This is a genomic window from Serratia sp. SM04 (genome assembly GCF_040280225.1).
GTDB lineage: Bacteria > Pseudomonadota > Gammaproteobacteria > Enterobacterales > Enterobacteriaceae > Serratia > Serratia sarumanii.
In genome coordinates, this window is the sequence record NZ_JBEOQT010000001.1 from 233,366 (window position 1) to 251,210 (window position 17,845).

15 protein-coding genes, 1 tRNA gene and 1 riboswitch are annotated in these 17,845 nt (G+C 60.4%); of the genes, 8 read left to right on the plus strand and 8 right to left on the minus strand.

What is annotated here, in order from left to right:
* Window positions 1-86 precede the first annotated feature (86 nt).
* Window positions 87-162, minus strand: a tRNA-Ile gene (locus ABTW55_RS01040).
* A gap of 146 nt (window positions 163-308) precedes the next feature.
* On the opposite strand from ABTW55_RS01040, the gene mug reads away from it, so the two are divergent.
* Window positions 309-797: a G/U mismatch-specific DNA glycosylase gene (gene mug, locus ABTW55_RS01045; protein WP_033654812.1), complete on the plus strand. Its 489-nt coding sequence runs from the start codon at window positions 309-311 to the stop codon at window positions 795-797.
* A gap of 74 nt (window positions 798-871) precedes the next feature.
* Here the strand turns inward: mug and rpoD are convergent, their stop codons facing one another.
* The 3 genes from rpoD to rpsU form a co-directional block, all read right to left on the minus strand.
* Entirely contained in the window at window positions 872-2,713 is a 1,842-nt protein-coding gene (gene rpoD / locus ABTW55_RS01050) for an RNA polymerase sigma factor RpoD (protein WP_060388246.1), read from the minus strand.
* 157 nt (window positions 2,714-2,870) lie between these two features.
* Window positions 2,871-4,619: a DNA primase gene (gene dnaG / locus ABTW55_RS01055; protein ID WP_025304325.1), complete on the minus strand. Its 1,749-nt coding sequence runs from the start codon at window positions 4,617-4,619 to the stop codon at window positions 2,871-2,873.
* A 136-nt stretch (window positions 4,620-4,755) separates the two neighbouring features.
* Window positions 4,756-4,971: a 30S ribosomal protein S21 gene (gene rpsU, locus ABTW55_RS01060; RefSeq protein ID WP_001144069.1), complete on the minus strand. Its 216-nt coding sequence runs from the start codon at window positions 4,969-4,971 to the stop codon at window positions 4,756-4,758.
* Between the two features lie 325 nt (window positions 4,972-5,296).
* Between rpsU and tsaD the strand changes: the two genes are divergently transcribed.
* Entirely contained in the window at window positions 5,297-6,310 is a 1,014-nt protein-coding gene (tsaD, locus tag ABTW55_RS01065; RefSeq protein ID WP_033654813.1) for a tRNA (adenosine(37)-N6)-threonylcarbamoyltransferase complex transferase subunit TsaD, read from the plus strand.
* A gap of 30 nt (window positions 6,311-6,340) precedes the next feature.
* On the opposite strand, the gene plsY is transcribed toward tsaD, so the two are convergent.
* The gene (gene plsY, locus ABTW55_RS01070) at window positions 6,341-6,979 is read right to left on the minus strand and encodes a glycerol-3-phosphate 1-O-acyltransferase PlsY (protein WP_060422881.1); all 639 of its coding nucleotides are present in this window, start codon (window positions 6,977-6,979) and stop codon (window positions 6,341-6,343) included.
* Between the two features lie 107 nt (window positions 6,980-7,086).
* On the opposite strand from plsY, the gene folB reads away from it, so the two are divergent.
* Entirely contained in the window at window positions 7,087-7,446 is a 360-nt protein-coding gene (folB, locus tag ABTW55_RS01075; RefSeq protein WP_060422884.1) for a bifunctional dihydroneopterin aldolase/7,8-dihydroneopterin epimerase, read from the plus strand.
* Window positions 7,447-7,582: 136 nt separating this feature from the next.
* Window positions 7,583-8,407 (plus strand): undecaprenyl-diphosphate phosphatase, encoded by an 825-nt coding sequence (gene bacA, locus ABTW55_RS01080; protein WP_060422887.1) that lies wholly within the window; start codon window positions 7,583-7,585, stop codon window positions 8,405-8,407.
* 39 nt (window positions 8,408-8,446) lie between these two features.
* On the opposite strand, the gene ABTW55_RS01085 is transcribed toward bacA, so the two are convergent.
* Together ABTW55_RS01085 and ABTW55_RS01090 are read right to left on the minus strand one after the other, a co-directional pair.
* Window positions 8,447-9,691 carry a multifunctional CCA addition/repair protein gene (locus ABTW55_RS01085; RefSeq protein WP_060422889.1) on the minus strand — a complete coding sequence of 415 codons (1,245 nt, stop codon included), beginning with the start codon at window positions 9,689-9,691 and terminating at the stop codon, window positions 8,447-8,449.
* Window positions 9,692-9,813: 122 nt separating this feature from the next.
* Window positions 9,814-10,434: a TIGR04211 family SH3 domain-containing protein gene (locus ABTW55_RS01090; protein WP_019453078.1), complete on the minus strand. Its 621-nt coding sequence runs from the start codon at window positions 10,432-10,434 to the stop codon at window positions 9,814-9,816.
* Between the two features lie 278 nt (window positions 10,435-10,712).
* Between ABTW55_RS01090 and ABTW55_RS01095 the strand changes: the two genes are divergently transcribed.
* From ABTW55_RS01095 to hldE, 3 genes are all read left to right on the plus strand, one after another.
* Complete coding sequence (locus ABTW55_RS01095) at window positions 10,713-12,020, plus strand: inorganic triphosphatase (protein WP_060422892.1); 1,308 nt, start codon at window positions 10,713-10,715, stop codon at window positions 12,018-12,020.
* A 45-nt stretch (window positions 12,021-12,065) separates the two neighbouring features.
* Entirely contained in the window at window positions 12,066-14,903 is a 2,838-nt protein-coding gene (gene glnE, locus ABTW55_RS01100) for a bifunctional [glutamate--ammonia ligase]-adenylyl-L-tyrosine phosphorylase/[glutamate--ammonia-ligase] adenylyltransferase (protein WP_033649058.1), read from the plus strand.
* Between the two features lie 77 nt (window positions 14,904-14,980).
* Window positions 14,981-16,411, plus strand: coding sequence for a bifunctional D-glycero-beta-D-manno-heptose-7-phosphate kinase/D-glycero-beta-D-manno-heptose 1-phosphate adenylyltransferase HldE (gene hldE, locus ABTW55_RS01105; protein ID WP_033636072.1), 1,431 nt, complete (start codon window positions 14,981-14,983; stop codon window positions 16,409-16,411).
* Between the two features lie 58 nt (window positions 16,412-16,469).
* On the opposite strand, the gene ABTW55_RS01110 is transcribed toward hldE, so the two are convergent.
* Entirely contained in the window at window positions 16,470-16,745 is a 276-nt protein-coding gene (locus ABTW55_RS01110; RefSeq protein ID WP_033654817.1) for an accessory factor UbiK family protein, read from the minus strand.
* A gap of 147 nt (window positions 16,746-16,892) precedes the next feature.
* A riboswitch (FMN riboswitch) is annotated at window positions 16,893-17,053 on the plus strand.
* A gap of 109 nt (window positions 17,054-17,162) precedes the next feature.
* Between ABTW55_RS01110 and ribB the strand changes: the two genes are divergently transcribed.
* The gene (gene ribB, locus ABTW55_RS01115) at window positions 17,163-17,816 is read left to right on the plus strand and encodes a 3,4-dihydroxy-2-butanone-4-phosphate synthase (RefSeq protein ID WP_033636071.1); all 654 of its coding nucleotides are present in this window, start codon (window positions 17,163-17,165) and stop codon (window positions 17,814-17,816) included.
* Window positions 17,817-17,845: the final 29 nt, after the last annotated feature.

The window sequence follows — 17,845 nt, forward strand, 5'->3', positions numbered from 1 at the left end:
CCGCCATTTTGCCGCCACTGTGAGCAAGAAATAAAAAAGCCACTTCGAGAAAAGTGGCTTTTTTATATGATTTTAAAGCTAAAATTTGGTGGCCCCTGTTGGGTTTGAACCAACGACCAAGCGATTATGAGTCGCCTGCTCTAACCACTGAGCTAAGGGGCCAAGCCGCGAGATTATAGGGAATCCTTAAGCGGCGGTCTACTGTTACTCGCCCGTATGTTGCTTTTCTGCACAGTTCTAGCCTGTTGTAATTGCTGGCGGATTTTGCGATAACCGCAGTAAATCCCTGCAATGGACTCACGACACTCATGGAACTTCTGGCGCCCAATCTGCGGGTGGTGTTTTGCGGCATCAACCCCGGTCTTTCTTCCGCCCATCAGGGCTATCCTTTCGCCAACGGCAGCAATCGCTTCTGGAAGGTGGTCCATCAGGCCGGCTTTACCGAGAGCCAGCTGGCGCCGGAGCAGTGGCAGCAGCTGAAGGACAACGGCTGCGGCATTACCGCGCTGGTGGCGCGCCCGACGGTGGCGGCCAGCGAGCTGTCGCGCGACGAGTTGCGCAGCGGCGGTGAGGCGCTGCAAGAGAAGATCCTGCGCTATCAGCCGCGCGCGCTGGCGATTTTGGGCAAGCAGGCGTTCACCACCGCCTTCGGGGTGAAAAATGCGCCCTGGGGCAAGCAGACGCTGACGTTGGGGGAAACCGAGGTGTGGGTATTGCCCAACCCCAGCGGATTGAACCGCGCCACCCTCGAGCAGCTCACCGCCAGCTATCGCGAGCTGTTCCTGGCGCTGCAATGATGCGGCGAGGCGTATTCAGGGCATAAAAAAACCCCGGCAGGCCGGGGTTTTTGTTTTTGCTGCGGCAGCCGGACTTAGTCGTCCAGGAAGCTGCGCAGCACTTCGGAGCGGCTTGGGTGACGCAGCTTGCGCAGCGCCTTGGCTTCGATCTGACGGATACGCTCACGGGTAACGTCAAACTGCTTGCCGACCTCTTCCAGCGTGTGGTCGGTGTTCATGTCGATACCGAAACGCATGCGCAGCACTTTCGCTTCGCGCGCGGTCAGGCCGGCCAGCACGTCGTGGGTGGCGGAACGCAGGCTTTCCGAGGTCGCGGAATCCAGCGGCAGCTCGAGGGTGGTATCCTCGATGAAGTCGCCCAGATGCGAATCTTCGTCGTCGCCGATCGGCGTCTCCATCGAGATTGGCTCTTTGGCGATCTTCAGCACCTTGCGGATCTTGTCTTCCGGCATCAGCATGCGCTCGGCCAGCTCTTCCGGCGTCGGCTCGCGGCCCATCTCTTGCAGCATCTGGCGCGAAATACGGTTGAGCTTGTTGATGGTCTCAATCATATGCACCGGAATACGGATGGTGCGCGCCTGGTCGGCGATGGAGCGGGTGATAGCCTGACGGATCCACCAGGTGGCGTACGTCGAGAACTTGTAGCCGCGGCGGTATTCGAACTTGTCTACCGCTTTCATCAGGCCGATGTTGCCTTCCTGAATCAGATCCAGGAACTGCAGGCCGCGGTTGGTGTATTTCTTGGCGATAGAAATAACCAGACGCAGGTTGGCCTCAACCATCTCTTTCTTCGCGCGGCGCGCTTTCGCTTCACCGATCGACATGCGACGGTTGATGTCTTTGACCTGCTCGATGGTCAGGCCGGTTTCTTCTTCGATCTGACGCAGTTTCTGCAGGCTGCGCTGCACGTCTTCGGCCACGTCTTTCAGTTTTTCCGACCATGGCTTGGCCATCGCCAGCGCGGCTTCGAACCAGGAATCGCTGGTTTCGTTGCCGGCGAACAGGGTGACGAAGTTTTTCTTCGGCATTTTGCACTGTTCAACGCACAGCTTCATGATGATGCGTTCCTGGGTGCGAACGCGGTCCATCATGGTGCGCATGCTGTTGACCAGGAAGTCGAACTGTTTCGGCACCAGGCGGAACTGCTTGAACACTTCGGACAGCTTCAGGATCTCGTCCGCGGCGCTGGTGTGGCTGCGGCCGTTCTTCTTGATCACCAAGCGCGTCGCTTCATACTGATCGCGCAGTTCGGCGAACTTCTGACGTGCCAGCTCAGGATCGATGCTGTTGTCGTCTTCGGTGTCGTCCTCTTCGGCATCCTCATCTTCTTCGTCGTCGTCTTGCTCTTCGCTCGACAGTTCGGAACCGATGTGGGTGGCGGTTGGGGCGATGTCCTCTTCCGCGTTAGGATCGACGAAGCCGGTGATCAGGTCGGACAGGCGCGCTTCGCCCGCTTCGACGCGATCGTACTGTTCAAGCAGGTAGGTAATGGCTTCCGGGTATTCGGCAACCGAGCACTGCACCTGGTTGATGCCGTCTTCGATGCGCTTGGCGATGTCGATTTCGCCTTCGCGCGTCAGTAGTTCGACGGTACCCATTTCGCGCATGTACATGCGCACCGGGTCGGTGGTGCGGCCGATTTCGGATTCCACGCTGGACAGAACCTGTGCGGCGGCTTCTTCCGCATCTTCGTCCGTGCTGTTCGAGTTTTCGGCGAGCAGCAGGTCATCGGCGTCCGGTGCTTCTTCCATCACCTGGATGCCCATGTCGTTAATCATCTGGATGATGTCTTCGATCTGATCGGAGTCGACGATATCTTCCGGCAGATGGTCATTGACCTCAGCATAGGTCAGATAGCCTTGCTCCTTACCACGGGTGACAAGTAGCTTCAGCTGTGACTGCGGGTTTTGCTCCATAAGACGGTATCCACACTTCAGAGTATTTAGGTTGGTGTCGGTCGGCGAAACCGCCAACAATAGCATTTGGGGCGTTTTCGTTATCGCCGCGGCCCACTATGGCGGCACTGTGCAGGGCTCTGCCCTCGCAATTATCGGCACTTAAGCCGTTTGGTATTCAGTTTTTCTTCGCTAAAACCTGGTTGAGGGAACGGACTTCTTCACGTTCCTCCGGGCTCAGGCCGCGCGTTCTGGCCTGGGCGATCAGCGTTTCCAGCCGTTGCTCGAGCACCGAGTCGTACAGGCTGGCCAACGTATCCAAAAAGGTCTGCTCGACCATATCCTCAACGATCATATGGTTCCAGGTCGCCAAGGTTTCAAGCTGCTGGCTGAATTTGTTGTCGCGATACAGCTCCAGCAATTGCCCGGTCGTCAGGCCCGGCTGCGCCAAACAGGTCTGCACCAGTTCGACGAACAGCGGCAATCCCGCCTGTTTGGTCTGCTCCAGCCCTTCAAGCGAAGGGATAAGTGTAGCCAACTGCGGATTTTGCACCAGTAACCCTATCAGTATACGCATGGTTGTGCGTTTTAGCTGGGGCGCCTGATAAGGATTCGCATTTTCCGCCTGCTTGGGCATCAGCTTGTCGAGCTGGCTGTCGTCCAGCAGCCCCAGCTTGTTGCCGAGCTCCTGGCGCAGGTACAAGCGCAACGTTTCGCCCGGCACCTGAGTAATCAGCGGCAGCGCCAGCGTGCTCAGCTTGGCGCGCCCGTCCGGGCTGCTCAGATCCACCTGCGGCAGCAGGCTTTCGAACAGGAAAGTGGACAGCGGCTGCGCCTGCTCCATTCGCTGTTCGAAGGCTTCTTTGCCTTCCTTGCGCACCAGGGTGTCCGGGTCTTCGCCGTCAGGCAAAAACATGAACCGCAGCTGGCGCCCGTCGTTCAGGTACGGCAACGCGGTTTCCAACGCCCGCCATGCCGCTTCGCGGCCGGCGCGGTCGCCGTCGTAACAGCAGACGACGTTGTCGGTGGCGCGGAACAGCAGCTGAATGTGTTCAGCCGTCGTCGAGGTTCCGAGCGAGGCGACGGCATAATCGATGCCGAATTGCGCCAACGCCACCACGTCCATATACCCTTCCACCACCAGCAGCCGCTGCAGGGTAGGGTGGTTCTGCTGTGCTTCATACAGGCCGTAAAGCTGGCGGCCCTTATGGAAAACTTCGGTTTCCGGCGAGTTCAGGTACTTCGGCATGCCATCGCCCAATACGCGGCCGCCGAAGGCGATCACGCGCCCGCGTTTGTCGCGGATGGGGAACATCACCCGTTCGCGGAAACGGTCGTACGAACGCCCCTGATCGTTAGTCACCAGCATGCCGGCATCGTTCAATGCGCGGCGCGAGTCGGCGTCGCGGCCGAAACGCTTCAGGGCGTTGTCCCATCCCGCCGGCGCGAAGCCGATGGCGAAATGGCGAATAACGTCGTCACTTAATCCGCGCTGCTGCAAATAGCTGCGCGCCGGTGCCCCGGAGGACTGCTGCAGTGACTGTTGATAGAACGCGCTGAGCTGCTCCATCAGTTGGTACAGGCTCTGGCGCTGATGGCGTTCGATCTGGGTTGGCCCGGTGCCCGCTTCGTAAGGCACTTCCAGCCCGTGCATGGTCGCCAGCTCTTCGATGGTTTCGACAAACTCAAGCCGGTCGTAATTCATCAAAAAGTCGACGGCGTTGCCGTGCGCACCACACCCAAAACAGTGATAAAACTGCTTTTCGCCATTAACGGTAAATGAAGGCGTCTTTTCGTGGTGGAACGGACAGCACGCGTGGTAGTTCTTGCCTTGCTTCTTGAGCTTCACGCGGGCGTCGATCAGATCGACGATGTCGGTGCGAGCCAGCAAGTCATTGATAAATACGCGCGGAATTCGTCCAGCCATAAGCCCTTACTTCATTAGCCTATAAACGAGAACAAGCCGCGCATTCCTTTCGGAAAGCACGGCCTTCGTATGCAACTACTCGGTCTGCGCGATTTTGAAAATCAGAAATTCACGCGGTGGGGTTGCCCCCGAAGAATTAATACAGACGAGTGCGGCGTGCGTTTTCGCGAGCCAGTTTCTTCGCGTGACGTTTCACAGCAGAAGCTTTAGCGCGTTTACGTTCGGTAGTTGGTTTTTCATAAAACTCACGACGACGAACTTCAGCTAAAACACCCGCTTTTTCGCAAGAGCGTTTGAAACGACGCAGAGCAACGTCAAATGGCTCGTTTTCACGTACTTTAATTACCGGCATGTGCCTCTCACCTCAATAAAATTCGGTTTGCTGCTGGCCAAGCGCCAGCCTTTTCAAAATGGTGCGGAATTTTACTCCAATGGATGCTGCTTTGTAAAGCACCACAGCAAATTGAAACCCGCGTCGCTCTGCCGCAACGTGCGCAATTTTGCACCGGGCGCTGATTATAGACTAATCAGAAAAAAATGCTCGTGTTTAATCGCCTGGGCATTTTCTGGATGAATCATCGACATAGGTGCGAGCCGGTGACAAGATGCGCCGCGCTGGCGGTAAATGCGGCGGAATGTGGTAGACTGGCGGCCGCACGTGAATGATGGGAAATGTAATGCGAGTACTGGGTATAGAAACGTCCTGCGATGAAACCGGAATTGCAGTGTATGACGATCAAACCGGTTTGTTGGCCAACCAATTATACAGCCAGGTGAAGCTGCACGCCGACTACGGCGGCGTGGTGCCGGAACTGGCCTCCCGCGATCACGTGCGCAAAACCGTGCCGCTGATTCAGGCGGCGCTGAAAGAGGCCAACCTGACCCCGGCCGACATCGACGGCGTGGCCTACACCGCCGGGCCGGGCCTGGTGGGGGCGCTGCTGGTCGGCGCGACCGTCGGGCGCGCGCTGGCGTTCGCCTGGAACGTGCCGGCGGTGCCGGTGCACCATATGGAAGGCCACCTGCTGGCACCGATGCTGGAAGACAATCCGCCAGCATTCCCGTTCGTCGCGCTGCTGGTCTCCGGCGGCCACACCCAGCTGATCAGCGTCACCGGCATCGGTGAGTATGAGCTGCTGGGCGAGTCGATCGACGACGCGGCCGGCGAAGCGTTCGACAAGACCGCCAAGCTGCTCGGCCTGGATTATCCCGGCGGGCCGATGCTGTCGAAGATGGCGCAGCAGGGCACGGCGGGGCGCTTCACCTTCCCGCGGCCGATGACCGATCGTCCGGGGCTGGACTTCAGTTTCTCCGGGCTGAAAACCTTCGCCGCCAACACCATCCGCTCCAACGGCAACGACGATCAGACGCGTGCCGACATCGCCCGCGCCTTCGAGGATGCGGTGGTGGATACGCTGGCGATCAAATGCAAACGCGCGCTGGAGCAGACCGGCTTCAAGCGCCTGGTGATGGCCGGCGGCGTAAGCGCCAACCGCACGCTGCGCGCCAAACTGGCGGAGATGATGCATAAACGCGGTGGGGAAGTGTTCTATGCCCGCCCGGAATTTTGCACCGACAACGGCGCGATGATCGCCTATGCCGGCATGGTGCGCCTGAAGAGCGGCGCCAACCCGGAGCTGAGCGTTTCGGTGCGGCCGCGCTGGCCGCTGGCGGAATTGCCTGCGGTATAAAACAAAGGGCCGGATTATCCGGCCCTTCTGCTATTCGTCTTTCGGCTGGCCGCCGTTATCCGCGTCGTTTTTCTTCTTGCGCAGCTTGCCCCAGATCTTGCCTTCCTGGCCGCGCCACAGGCGCTGAATATTGTCGTGATGCCGCATCAGGATCAGGCAGGAGAGCATCGCTACCGGGAAGGTGAACTGCGGTTTGAACCACCAGACGTAGAACGGGGCGATCAGCGCGCTGACGATGGCGCCGAGCGAAGAGTAACCGCTGAGCAGCACCGTCAACAGCCAGGTACCGGTCATCAGGCCGGTCAGATCCCAGCCGATAGGCGCGATGGCGCCAAATGCCGTCGCCACGCCTTTACCGCCACGGAAGTGGAAGAACACCGGATAGATGTGCCCCAGACAGGCGGCGATCGCCGTCAGGCCGAGGTACAGCGGCGGCACATCGAGTTTGTAGGCCAGCCAGACCGGCAGCATCCCTTTCAGAATATCGAACACCAGCACCGCCGCCGCCGCCAGCCGGCCGCCGATGCGCAGGACGTTGGTCGCCCCGGGGTTTCCTGAGCCATGTTCACGCGGATCCGGCAGCCTGGCGATCCGGCAAACCAGGATCGCACTGGAAATCGAGCCGCACAGATACGCGAAGATAATCATGCCAAGCGCGGTAGCACTCATAACGCGGTTCCGTTTAATAATGGTCGTTTTACTCGCAACATCCATGGATAATACGCACATTCCGCTGGAAGTGGTATCCGGCAAGGCCAAAAACAGAGAATGACGTGATGGATATCGTATTTATTGAAGAGCTTACCGTAATTACCACCATTGGCGTTTATGAGTGGGAACAGGGCATTCGTCAGAAGCTGGTGTTCGATATCGAAATGGGCTGGGATAACCGGCCGGCCGCCGCCAGCGACGACGTAACTGACTGTCTGAGCTATGCCGACGTCAGCGACGCCGTGATCCGGCACGTTGAATCGAACCAGTTCGCGCTGGTGGAACGCGTGGCGGAGGAAATATCCGAAATTTTGCTTCAGCGCTTCAATTCCCCGTGGGTCCGTATTAAGGTCAGCAAACCGGGCGCTGTAGCACATGCCAATCGGGTCGGCGTGATCATTGAGCGCGGCACTCGTCCCGCATGATTTTATGTCATCTGCTTGCAACGAAAGACCGTTAAGCTGGTCTTAATCCTGAGAATTGTTTTAGCGGCATTGTCTTTAAGCACTGCCGCTTTTTTATGTTTATGTTAGTCGCAAATTTATGGGGTGAGCGAAGCACATGACGGACATGCATTCACTGTTTATTGCGTTTGTTCTTGGGGTTGTTGAGGGATTAACCGAATTTCTGCCGGTGTCTTCCACCGGGCATATGATCATCGTTGGCGAGTGGCTGGGCTTTACCGGCGACAAAGCCAAGACCTTTGAAGTCATCATCCAACTGGGGTCGATCCTGGCGGTGGTAGTGATGTTCTGGCGCCGGTTGTTCGGCCTGATCGGCATCCATTTCGGCGGCAAGCCGGTGGAGCACGAGGGCAAAACCCGCGGCCGGCTGAAGCTGGGGCACATCCTGTTGGGGATGATCCCGGCAGTGGTGCTGGGGTTGATATTCCACGATGTCATTAAATCGCTGTTCGCGCCGAAAAACGTGATGTACGCGTTGGTGGTCGGCGGCCTGCTGTTGTTGACGGCGGAATGGCTGAAGCCGAAGAAGCCGCGTGCGGAAGGGCTGGATGACATCACCTACCGGCAGGCGTTTTTGATCGGTTGCTTCCAGTGCCTGGCGCTGTGGCCGGGCTTCTCCCGTTCGGGAGCGACCATCGCCGGTGGCATGCTGGTGGGCGTAAACCGCTATGCGGCGTCCGAGTTCTCCTTCATTTTGGCGGTGCCGATGATGATAGGCGCCAGCGGCCTGGAGCTGTACAAGAGCCTGCACTTCCTGACCTGGGGCGACCTGCCGATGTTCGCCGTCGGTTTCGTTACTGCCTTCGTGGTGGCGCTGATTGCGATCAAAACCTTCCTGTCGCTGATCAAACGCATCTCGTTCGTGCCGTTCGCCATCTACCGCTTTATCGTGGCGGCCGTGGTTTACATGGTGTTCCTGTAAGCCCGATGCCAGGAAAAAACCCCGCTCTGCGGGGTTTTTTTATGCCTGATCGTTGAGGATGGTTTGATTGAGCTTCCAGTCGGCCAGCGCCTGCTGGCGACGGCGTTTGAGCTCGTCGCGGATCGCGGTGCCCTGCAGCCCGCTGGCTACCACTTCTTTAATAGATACCGCGTTCGCCACCTGATACGCCTGGCGCAGATAGTCGCCCTGCGGATAAGGATTCTCCTCAAAGCCGGTGCGGCCGCGCGCATCCGCTTCGCTGGTCAGGATCATCTGCTCCAGCCGTTGCGGTTTGCGCCAGACGTCGATGGCGTCGAACAGCTTCAACAGGGTCTCCGGACGCAGCTTGTTCACGGTGTGGATCAAATCATGGTACTCGGCCACCAGCTTGCTCAAATCCCGTACCGGGTTGGGCACCCGCAGCCGCTGGCACAGCGCTTCGACCAGCCGCACGCCCGCCGGGCCGTGGCCGTGGTGATGCGGCCAGAACTCTTTCGGCGTCAACCCTTTGCCGAGATCGTGGCACAGGGTGGCGAAGCGCACGTCCACCTCCGGCGTGAGGCGGGCGGCAATCGCCAACGCCATCAGCGTGTGTACGCCGGTGTCGATCTCCGGGTGCCACTTGGCGGGAGCCGGCACGCCGAACAGCGCGTCGATTTCCGGGAACAGCACCGCCAGCGCACCGCAATCGCGCAGCACCTGAAAATAGACCTGCGGGCTCTGGCTTTGCAGCGCCTTTTCGGTTTCCTTCCAGACGCGTTCGGCGGTCAGCGCGGCCAGTTCACCGCTGTGCGCCATCTGGCGCATCAGGGCGAGCGTTTCGTCGGCGATGCGAAAACCCAGATGGGCGAAGCGGGCATTGAATCGCGCCACGCGCAATACGCGCAGCGGATCTTCGCCGAACGCGTCGGAAACGTGGCGCAGCACGCGCGCCTGCAGATCGGCCACGCCGCCGTAAGGATCAATCAGCTCTCCTTCGGCGGAGCGGGCGATGGCGTTGATGGTCAGATCGCGCCGCAGCAGATCTTCTTCCAGCGTCACGTCCGGCGCGGCATAGCAGGTAAAACCGGTGTACCCCTGGCCGGATTTGCGCTCGGTGCGCGCCAGCGCGTACTCCTCGTGGGAGTCGGGATTGAGGAACACCGGAAAATCTTTACCGACCTGCTGGTAGCCCAACGCCAGCAGCTCTGCCGGCGTGGCGCCCACCACCACCCAATCATGATCGACCACCGGAATATTGAGCAGGCTGTCGCGAACGGCGCCGCCGACCAGATAAATCCGCACTGTTGACTCCTGAATATCGTGTAAGGCTCTGTCTATCAGATTACATGAATTGGCCGCGGGATGTCGGCGCCAATGAAAAGGGCGCCCGCAGGCGCCCATACTCAAACTGAACGATACTGAGATCAGTTCATCCAGCGGTTGTTGTTCTTGCGGCGCGGGATCAGGTGCGGCAACAGCAGGCCCAGCAGCAAACCGACGCCGGCGACGCCGCCGCCGTACATGAACCACTGCAGGATAATGGTGCGCTGCTTGTCGTCGAGCTGCAGGTTAACGGCGTTGACCTTCTTCTGCGCGACCACCAGCTGGTTTTTCAGATCCTGGTTTTCCTTCTGCAGGCTGCTGATGGTGCTGTCGCTGCCCGCGACTTTTTCCTGCATTTCCGAGGTACGCTGGTTCCAGGTGTTGTCGATGTTGGCCAGCTTGTCGGTCAGGGTTTTCACCTGCTGTTCCAGCTCGGGCACGCGGGTGCGCAGGCTTGGCGTCTGGCTGAGCTGATCGAGCGGGATCCAGGTGGTGCGGCCTTTCGGATCGCGGATCTGGCCGTAGTTGGTGCTGTCGTTGACGCTCAGCAGGGTCACTTCTTCACCGGCGTTGAGAGTGCCGACAATACGGTACTGATTACCTGGGCCGCTATGGACGTAAGTGCTTAACTCATCGGAGATATAGCGTTTATCTTCGGCATGTGCGGCCCAAGTGATGCTGAAGCTCAGCGCGGCAAGGCAAATCAGGCGTAATTTCTGCATTAGTTCATCGTTTCTGGGTGAATTTATGGAACGATAGTAGAGGGTTCAGTCTGACGACGCAACGCCAAAACCGGAATGAGAACTATCTTACTGTGGCTGATTCTGTGAGTTGCGCAGTGTTTTATAACGTAACAGGTTTTTTCTACAGTTAGCAGGGTTAAGGCGCCGGGAATCGCGGTAAGATAACGGCAACTGTGCGTCAGTGGGCAGCATACGGCGGGCCGAACGCGCCGCGCTGAAACCGACGTGAATGCATAACTTATTGGTGTTAAAGAATTATGACCGTTGAAATTGAACTGAAATTCATCGCCGCGCCGCAAGCGGTGGCCGCTCTGCCACACTGGCTCGCCGCCTGGCCGCATCAGCATTCCGCGCCGCAAAAACTGACCAACATTTACTTCGAAACGGCCGACAACTTCCTGCGCCGTCACGACATGGGGCTGCGCATTCGCGGTTTCGACGATCGCTATGAGATGACCATCAAAACCGCCGGTAAAGTGGTGGGCGGCCTGCACCAGCGCCCGGAATACAATGTCGCTATCGCCGAGCCGCAGCTGGCGCTGGCGCAGTTTCCTGCCGACATTTGGCCGCAGGATTGCGATATCGCAGCGTTGCAGCAGGCGTTGCAACCGCTGTTCCGTACCGATTTCGTGCGTGAGAAGTGGGTGGTTACTTACGGCCAAAGCGAGATAGAGATTGGCCTGGATCAGGGCGAGGTGCGCGCCGGTGATCTCAGCGAAGCCTTGAGCGAGATCGAGCTGGAGCTGCTGAAAGGCAATACCGCCGATCTGCTGGCGTTGGCCGGTGAGCTGGCGGCGCACGACGGGCTGCGCCAGGGCAGTCTGAGCAAGGCGGCGCGCGGTTACCACCTGGCGCAGGGCAATCCGCCGCGCGAGGTGCGCCCGCTGCAGGTGCTGAAGCCGGCGGCGAAGGCGACCGTCGAACAGGGGATGATCGCCGCCTTCGAACTAGCGCTCAGCCACTGGCAGTACCATGAAGAGCTGTGGCTGCGCGGCGACGCGCAGGCGCGCGCCTCGGTGGTTGAGGCGGTCGGCACGATCCGCCAGGCGCTGGTGATCTTCGGCGGCCTGGTGCCGCGCAAGGCCAGCGCCGATCTGCGCGCCCGCCTGACCGAGCTCGAGCCGCTGTTGGCGGACAAAGCCGCGCAACCAGAGAGCCTGTGCTACAGCGCGGCCTACCTGCAATGTAAGTTGGCGCTCACATCATGGCAGGTGAGCGGCGCCTGGCGGCCGTTTATTGACGCCAAAGGGCAGGCCAAGCTGGACGGTTCTTTCAAACGCTTCAGCGACATCATGCTGGGGCGCAGCGGCGCGGAGCTGAAAGAGGCCTTTAGCCGTACGCTGAACGAAGATGAATATCAGGAACAATTGCCGCGCCTGACGCGTCAGATTTCGGCGCTGGTCCTGCTGTCGGGCGCCTACCCCGACGAGCAGACCGGCCCTTATATCGAGGCCTGGCGCGAACTGCAGGCGGCGCTGAGCGAGCGCCGCCAGGGCTGGTATGAAGCCAGCCGCAAACAGGCCTTATCGCATGCGCCATTCTGGTTAAACGGCGCGCTTCGTTAATCAAGCCGGCCCGCCAGCCGTGGGCCGCAGAACGGGTCATACACTATGTCGCCACTTTCAGCCGCGTTACAGGCTCAGGCACAGCAGGTTGTGCAGCGTTTTCAGGAAGTTCACGGCGCGGACAGCGCCTTTAGCGAGCAGGAGCAGTGGGTGCTGGCGTCGAGCGACTTCGTCAGCGACGCACTGCTCGCCCAGCCGGCCTGGCTGGCGACGCTGCGCGAACAGCCGCCGGCGCCCGGCGAGTGGCAGCACTATGCCGCCTGGCTGCAGGACGAGCTGGAAGAGGTGCGCGATGAGGCGCAGCTGATGCGCACGCTGCGTCTGTTTCGCCGTGAAACGCTGGTGCGCATCGCCTGGGCGCAGGCGCAGGGGTTGTGTTCGACCGAAGAAACGCTGCTGCAGCTGAGCGGATTGGCGGAAACGCTGATCGTCAGCGCGCGCGATTGGCTGTACCAAACCTGTTGCCGCGAGTGGGGCACGCCGTGCAACGCCGCCGGTGAACCGCAGCCGCTGCTGATCCTCGGCATGGGCAAGCTGGGCGGCGGCGAATTGAACTTCTCGTCGGACATCGATCTGATCTTCGCTTACCCTGAAAATGGTCAAACCCAGGGCGGGCGGCGCGAGCTGGACAATGCCCAGTTCTTCACCCGCCTGGGCCAGCGGCTGATCAAGGCGCTGGATCAGCAGACCATCGACGGCTTCGTCTATCGCGTCGACATGCGGCTGCGGCCGTTCGGCGACAGCGGCCCATTGGTGATGAGCTTCGCGGCGCTGGAAGACTACTATCAGGAGCAGGGGCGCGACTGGGAGCGCTATGCGATGGTGAAGGCGCGCCTGATGGGCGGGGCGGAAGACGCCTACAGCCAGGAGCTGCGCAAAACGCTGCGGCCGTTCGTGTTCCGTCGCTATATCGATTTCAGCGTCATCCAGTCTTTGCGCAACATGAAGGGCATGATCGCCCGTGAAGTGCGGCGGCGCGGCCTGAAGGACAACATCAAGCTGGGCGCAGGCGGCATTCGCGAAATCGAATTCATCACCCAGGTATTTCAGCTGATCCGCGGCGGCCGTGAGCCGGCGCTGCAGGGGCGTTCGCTGCTGCCGACGCTGCAGGCGGTGGGTGAGCTGGGGCTGCTGGAGGCCGAGCAGGTGCGGGCGCTGAGCGCCGCCTACCTGTTCCTGCGGCGGCTGGAGAATCTGCTGCAGGCGATCGGCGATCAGCAAACCCAGACGCTGCCGCAGGATGCGCTCGACCAGGCGCGGCTGGCCTACGGCATGGGGCTGGCGGATTGGCCGGCGCTGATGGCGACGCTGGAGGTGCACATGCAGGCGGTGCGGGCGGTGTTCGACGATCTGATCGGCGACGATAGCCCGGATATCGGCGAAGATCCCGACTACCAGCACTATCACAGCCTGTGGCAGGACGCGCTGGAGGAAAACGAGCTGGCGCCGCTGACGCCGCACCTGGACGAAGAGGGGCGCCGACAGATGCTGCGCACCATCGCCGATTTCCGCCATGACGTCGACAAGCGCACCATAGGCCCACGCGGCCGCGACGTGCTCGATCAACTGATGCCGCGCCTGCTGGCGGAAGTGTGCCCGCGCCAGGACGCGCCCACCGCGCTGGTGCGGCTGGCGCAGCTGCTGCTCAGCATCGTCACCCGCACCACTTACCTCGAACTGCTGGTTGAGTATCACGCGGCGCTCAGCCATCTGATCCGTCTGTGCGCCGCTTCGCCGATGGTTGCCAACCAACTGTCGCGCTACCCGTTGTTGCTGGACGAACTGCTGGATCCGGCCACGCTGTATCAGCCGGTGGCGCTGGACGCCTACCGCAGCGAGCTGCGCCAGTACCTGCTGCGGGTGCCGGAAGACGACGAAGAGCAAAAGCTGGAGGCGCTGCGCCAGTTCAAACAGGCGCAGCAGCTGCGCATCGCCGCAGCGGATATCGCCGGCGCGCTGCCGGTGATGAAAGTGAGCGACCACCTGACTTATCTGGCGGAGGCGATCATCGACGCGGTGGTGCAACAGGCCTGGAGCGACATGGTGGCGCGCTACGGCCAGCCGACCCATCTGCAGGAGCGCGAAGGGCGCGGCTTTGCGGTGATCGGCTACGGCAAGCTGGGCGGCTGGGAGCTGGGTTACAGTTCCGATCTCGATCTGGTGTTCCTGCTGGATTGCCCGCCGGAGGTGATGACCGACGGCGATCGCTGCATCGACGGCCGCCAGTTCTACCTGCGGCTGGCGCAGCGGGTGATGCATCTGTTCAGCACCCGCACTTCCTCCGGCATTCTGTATGAGGTGGACGCGCGTCTGCGGCCTTCCGGCGCCGCGGGGATGCTGGTCAGCACCGTCGAGGCGTTCGCCGATTACCAGCAAAACGAAGCCTGGACCTGGGAGCATCAGGCGCTGGTGCGCGCGCGCATCGTGCACGGCGACCCGGCGCTGCACCAGCAGTTCGACGCGATTCGGCGCGAAATCCTGTGCAAAACGCGTGATGCGGAGACCCTGAAGCGCGAAGTGCGCGAGATGCGCGAAAAGATGCGCAACCATCTCGGCAACAAGCAGCGCGATCTGTTTGATATCAAAACCGATGAGGGCGGCATTACCGACATCGAATTTATCGCCCAATATCTGGTCTTACGCTATGCGCCGGGTGAACCGCGGCTGACGCGTTGGTCAGACAACGTGCGCATCTTCGAGCTGATGGCCAATTACGACATCATGCCGGAAGAGGAGGCGCGCGCGCTGACCCAGGCCTATGTCACCATGCGCGACGAGATCCACCATCTGGCGCTGCAGGAGCATTCCGGTAAGGTCGGCAGCGAGCTGTTCACCGCCGAGCGCGAGCAGGTGCGCGCCAGCTGGGCCAAATGGCTGGATTAATACCTTTTTGCGGGTATTCCGGCGGTCTGTGGTAATATCTGCGCCACTAAAATTTTGTTCTTTTTTGGAGTTATCGGATGAAAGTTACGCTGCCTGATTTTCGCCGCGCCGGTGTGCTGGTGGTCGGTGACGTCATGTTGGATCGCTATTGGTATGGGCCGACCAGCCGCATTTCACCGGAAGCCCCGGTGCCGGTGGTCAAGGTCGACACCATCGAAGAGCGTCCCGGCGGCGCGGCTAACGTGGCCATGAACATCGCTTCGCTGGGCGCCAATTCCCGCCTGGTGGGCCTGACCGGCATCGACGATGCGGCGCGGGCGCTGAGCGCCAAGCTGAATGAAGTCAACGTGCGCTGCGACTTCGTCTCGGTGCCGACCCATCCGACCATCACCAAGCTGCGCGTGTTGTCGCGCAACCAGCAGCTGATCCGTCTCGACTTCGAAGAAGGCTTCTCCAACGTCGATCCGCAGCCGATGCTGGAGCGCATTCAGCAGGCGCTGCCGCAGATCGGCGCGCTGGTGCTGTCCGATTATGCCAAGGGCGCGCTCAGCCAGGTGCAGGGCATGATCCAACTGGCGCGCGCCGCCAAGGTGCCGGTACTGATCGATCCGAAAGGCTCTGACTTCGAGCGCTATCGCGGCGCGACGCTGCTGACGCCGAACCTGTCCGAGTTCGAAGCGGTAGTGGGCCACTGTAAGGATGAGGCGGAACTGGTGGCGCGCGGCATGAAGCTGGTGGCGGATTTCGAGCTGTCGGCGCTGTTGGTCACCCGTTCCGAACACGGCATGACGCTGCTGCAGCCAGGCGTTGAGCCGCTGCACCTGCCGACCCAGGCGCAGGAAGTGTTCGATGTGACCGGCGCGGGCGACACCGTGATCGGCGTGCTTGCCGCCTCGCTGGCCGCCGGTAACTCGCTGGAAGAGTCCTGCTTCCTGGCCAACGCCGCCGCCGGCGTGGTGGTGGGCAAGCTTGGCACCTCCACCGTGTCGCCAATCGAGCTGGAAAACGCGGTGCGCGGCCGGGCCGAAACCGGCTTTGGCGTGATGACCGAAGCGCAGTTGAAAACCGCTGTTGCTCAGGCGCGTCAGCGCGGCGAGAAAGTGGTGATGACCAACGGCATTTTCGACATTCTGCACGCCGGCCACGTCTCCTATCTGGCCAACGCCCGCAAGCTGGGCGACCGCCTGATCGTGGCGGTGAACAGCGACGCCTCGACCAAACGCCTGAAAGGGGAAAAACGCCCGGTCAACGCGCTGGAGAATCGCATGATCGTGCTGGGCGCGCTGGAAGCGGTGGATTGGGTGGTGCCGTTCGAAGAGGACACGCCGCAGCGCTTGATCGCCGACATTCTGCCGGATCTGCTGGTGAAAGGCGGCGATTACAAACCGGAAGAGATTGCTGGCAGTGCGGAAGTGTGGGCCAACGGCGGCGATGTCAAAGTGTTGAACTTTGAAGACGGGCTGTCGACCACCAACATCATCAAAGCGATCAAAGACGGGCGCGGCTAACGCCGGGCGACCGAAAGAACAGGGGCGCGCGGTTCAGGTGCGCGCCCTTGGCGGGAATTTATTCGTCTTCCTGCTTGGCTGCCGGTGCCGCGCTCAGCTTGCTTTCCAGCTCGGCCAGGCGCTGTTCCAACAGCGCCAGCTTCTCGCGGGTGCGCAACAGCACCTGAGTCTGCACGTCGAACTCTTCGCGGTTAACCAAATCCAGGCGGGTCAGCTGCGACTGCAGCACCTGACGGATTTTTTTCTCAACGTCTTCCCCGAATTCACGAACGCCTTTAGGCATGGACTCATGAACCTGGCGTGCGATTTGTTCGATTTTTTTCGGGTCAATCATGGCGTATCCCTTTCAGAGTTTAATTGCTGCCGCTTAGTGTAATGCGAGTTGCCCGCCGGATAAACACCATTAAGCGCATTCGCCGCGCGTGGCCGAATTGTGCTTTTGCCAATTGCCCTGTCTACCCATTAGCGTTATAGTCATCCTGCTTATTCTCAGGGCGGGGTGAAAGTCCCCACCGGCGGTAAATCACCTTCTACGGTGAAAGCCCGCGAGCGCTCAGCCAGCCTGTAAAGGCCGGTTAGAGGTCAGCAGATCCGGTGCAATTCCGGGGCCGACGGTTATAGTCCGGATGGGAGAGAGTAACGGTATCTGCCGGGCTTGCGCCCGCTTGCGTTATTTTTTTAGCTATTGCTAGCTACTCCTCAAGATCGCCCTGGTTCTGGTAATCCATAATTTTTAATGAGGTTTTTTACCATGAATCAGACGCTACTTTCAGACTTCGGCACGCCGACAGAACGCGTTGAACGCGCGATCGACGCACTGCGCAACGGGCGCGGCGTAATGGTGCTCGATGATGAAAACCGTGAAAACGAAGGTGACATGATCTTCGCCGCGGAAACCATGACCGTTGAGCAGATGGCGCTGACCATTCGCCACGGCAGCGGTATCGTGTGCCTGTGCATCACCGAAGAACGCCGTCAGCAGCTTGAGCTGCCGATGATGGTGACCAACAACTCCAGCCAATTCCAGACCGCCTTCACCGTGACCATCGAAGCGGCGCAGGGCGTGACCACCGGGGTTTCCGCTTCCGATCGCCTGACCACCATCCGTGCGGCGGTGGCAGACAGCGCCAAGCCGAGCGATCTGAACCGTCCGGGCCACGTGTTCCCGCTGCGCGCGCAGCCGGGCGGCGTGCTGAGCCGTCGCGGCCACACCGAAGCGACCATCGATCTGGTTTCCATGGCCGGTTTCAAACCTGCCGGCGTGCTGTGTGAACTGACCAACGACGATGGCAGCATGGCGCACGCGCCGGAAGTGATCGCCTTCGCCAAACAGCACGACATGGTGGTGCTGACCATCGAGGATCTGGTGGCCTACCGTCAGGCGCACGAGAAAAAGGCCAGCTGATAGCCGGTCGCTTTCAACGATAAAAAAAG

What these genes read in the sequence shown, in the direction of transcription:
- plsY (WP_060422881.1), bottom strand. Translation starts at nt 6,979, where the DNA reads ATGAGTGCTACCGCGCTTGGCATGATTATCTTCGCGTATCTGTGCGGC.
- ABTW55_RS01095 (WP_060422892.1), top strand. Translation starts at nt 10,713, where the DNA reads ATGACCGTTGAAATTGAACTGAAATTCATCGCCGCGCCGCAAGCGGTG.
- mug (WP_033654812.1), top strand. Translation starts at nt 309, where the DNA reads ATGGAACTTCTGGCGCCCAATCTGCGGGTGGTGTTTTGCGGCATCAAC.
- folB (WP_060422884.1), top strand. Translation starts at nt 7,087, where the DNA reads ATGGATATCGTATTTATTGAAGAGCTTACCGTAATTACCACCATTGGC.
- ABTW55_RS01090 (WP_019453078.1), bottom strand. Translation starts at nt 10,434, where the DNA reads ATGCAGAAATTACGCCTGATTTGCCTTGCCGCGCTGAGCTTCAGCATC.
- glnE (WP_033649058.1), top strand. Translation starts at nt 12,066, where the DNA reads ATGTCGCCACTTTCAGCCGCGTTACAGGCTCAGGCACAGCAGGTTGTG.
- rpoD (WP_060388246.1), bottom strand. Translation starts at nt 2,713, where the DNA reads ATGGAGCAAAACCCGCAGTCACAGCTGAAGCTACTTGTCACCCGTGGT.
- bacA (WP_060422887.1), top strand. Translation starts at nt 7,583, where the DNA reads ATGACGGACATGCATTCACTGTTTATTGCGTTTGTTCTTGGGGTTGTT.
- dnaG (WP_025304325.1), bottom strand. Translation starts at nt 4,619, where the DNA reads ATGGCTGGACGAATTCCGCGCGTATTTATCAATGACTTGCTGGCTCGC.
- hldE (WP_033636072.1), top strand. Translation starts at nt 14,981, where the DNA reads ATGAAAGTTACGCTGCCTGATTTTCGCCGCGCCGGTGTGCTGGTGGTC.
- ABTW55_RS01110 (WP_033654817.1), bottom strand. Translation starts at nt 16,745, where the DNA reads ATGATTGACCCGAAAAAAATCGAACAAATCGCACGCCAGGTTCATGAG.
- rpsU (WP_001144069.1), bottom strand. Translation starts at nt 4,971, where the DNA reads ATGCCGGTAATTAAAGTACGTGAAAACGAGCCATTTGACGTTGCTCTG.
- tsaD (WP_033654813.1), top strand. Translation starts at nt 5,297, where the DNA reads ATGCGAGTACTGGGTATAGAAACGTCCTGCGATGAAACCGGAATTGCA.
- ribB (WP_033636071.1), top strand. Translation starts at nt 17,163, where the DNA reads ATGAATCAGACGCTACTTTCAGACTTCGGCACGCCGACAGAACGCGTT.